The organism is Cysteiniphilum litorale, assembly GCF_003428165.1.
Lineage (GTDB): Bacteria > Pseudomonadota > Gammaproteobacteria > Francisellales > Francisellaceae > Caedibacter > Caedibacter litoralis.
The window spans coordinates 1-1,706 of record NZ_QLIQ01000115.1; the positions used below are offsets into that span (position 1 = coordinate 1).

The window sequence follows — 1,706 nt, forward strand, 5'->3', positions numbered from 1 at the left end:
TGAGTTTTTAGATGACTTAGCCTCATTTCTTAACTTTCAATACGATGCTGAAGATATGCTAACACTTTGGCTTGTTGGCAATAAAGCGCTTGCTAGTAAGCTCAAGCAATCACGCTTTGAGGCATTGAACTCAAGAGTGCGTATTTGGCATGAGTTGCAACGCATTAGCAAGTTTGAGGACTTTACTGCATTTATTGATCATGGGTTTAAGGCGGCAGGGTGTACGACATGCTTATTGGCGGATAGTGATTTACGTTTATTAATGGAAGCAACGCAATGTTTGCCAAGACACATTTATAATGTCGTGACCAATTGTCTAGAAATTGCCTGTGCACGCAACTTAAATCATATCTCAAGCGATATTCTCGAAGAAGTCCTCGAAAGCATGCGTTAATACCTGCATGTGACATCACATCGAGTAAACCCTCCTCACATATATCATTTAATCTCATAGGTGGTATCTGTTACCAATCATAAGGAAGTAGCAAAGCACCGGCTTTGTAAGCGAGCGTGCGAGCGAAGCCCAGATGGCCGTTATTTGAAGAGCAAATAGTAAAAGCAGGCAAGCACTTCAATTTAACATACAGGTCACTCCTGCCTTCTTAACCGGATAAGATAAGAGATCTAAAAACAGCCAAAATCATCTCCGCATTCACCGTGGGACTATCGACGCCAAATAGTCGGGGACGCTACACTGGTTTACCCAATTGTGTCGAAACATAGATCACATCATCTTGATGAGGTGGAGTTTTACTGAAATCAAAGAATACCAGTTTTGCCTTGAAATAACCAAGCATCAGCACAAAGTGCAGTTTGCTTTTAAAGTTTTTAATCTCATCAATAGCGACTTGTTCTTCGTGGTTTAAGGTAAAATAAAGTGCACGTGCTGGATCATCTAAACACGGAATATCATAATAATATGAAAGCTCAGAATCTGATAAAAAATGCGTATAATTAGTATCAACTGTAATGTGGTGACTCATGTGTGCGCTTCTTGCTTCTTGTTTTTGGGTGAAACGTCTACATTACGATGACGTAAATAAGCATAAAGCGTACCCCGACTAATACTAAGCTCAGCACAAATCTCATTGATACTCAGCTTACCTGCACGATATAAATTCTCTGCTGTATAGGATTTCGCAATAGCTTCTTTTGATAAACCTTTTGGTCTGCCACCTAAACGACCCCTAGCGCGTGCTGAAGTTAGTCCTGCCAAGGTTCTGGCTTTAATGACATCGCGTTCAAATTCGGATAACGAAGCAAAGATATTAAACACAAGCTTCCCATAAGGCGTTGTTGTATCAATGGGATCTTGTAAGCTAACCAAAGCAATATCTCGATCTAGCAAATCATAAATAATGTGAATCAGGTCTTTTAGATTACGACCTAAGCGATCTAGCTTCCATATGACCAAAGTATCTCCTGGCTTAAGCTCAGCAATGAGCTTGGCTAAAAGTGGACGTTCTTTTTTGGTGCTAGTGACTTTTTCATGGATGATCTTATCACAGCATGTGCCTTCAAAGCATCAACTTGTAAGTCTAAATTTTGCTCTAAGGTGCTAACGCGTGCATATCCTGCTTGTAACGAGCCAAATTAAATTGCCTGATTTGAGCCACATTATTTTGCCTATTATGTATGTATAACAATTTCTACTTTATCCCCTATTTTAGTTGCAAGATGGTTAGCAGTTTCTTGACAGAGGCAAT

At 39.9% G+C, this 1,706-nt stretch carries 3 protein-coding genes and 1 pseudogene; 1 reads left to right on the forward strand and 3 read right to left on the reverse strand.

Annotation, left to right across the window (positions count from 1 at the left end; all coding sequences use genetic code 11):
* On the forward strand, positions 1 to 394 hold a 394-nt coding region (locus tag DNJ75_RS14750; RefSeq protein WP_206609130.1), incomplete at its 5' end, for a hypothetical protein.
* A gap of 295 nt (positions 395 to 689) precedes the next feature.
* On the opposite strand, the gene DNJ75_RS14755 is transcribed toward DNJ75_RS14750, so the two are convergent.
* The 3 genes and pseudogenes from DNJ75_RS14755 to DNJ75_RS15870 all read right to left on the reverse strand — a co-directional run.
* Positions 690 to 983, reverse strand: coding sequence for a DUF4158 domain-containing protein (locus DNJ75_RS14755; RefSeq protein ID WP_117004183.1), 294 nt, complete (start codon positions 981 to 983; stop codon positions 690 to 692).
* On the reverse strand, positions 980 to 1,216 hold the full coding sequence (locus tag DNJ75_RS15865) for a helix-turn-helix domain-containing protein (protein ID WP_373282855.1): 237 nt from the start codon (positions 1,214 to 1,216) through the stop codon (positions 980 to 982). Before DNJ75_RS15865 ends, DNJ75_RS14755 begins: the two co-directional genes overlap by 4 nt.
* Before the next feature lie 24 nt (positions 1,217 to 1,240).
* Positions 1,241 to 1,521, reverse strand: a pseudogene (locus tag DNJ75_RS15870) (recombinase family protein); the annotation flags it as partial.
* Positions 1,522 to 1,706: the final 185 nt, after the last annotated feature.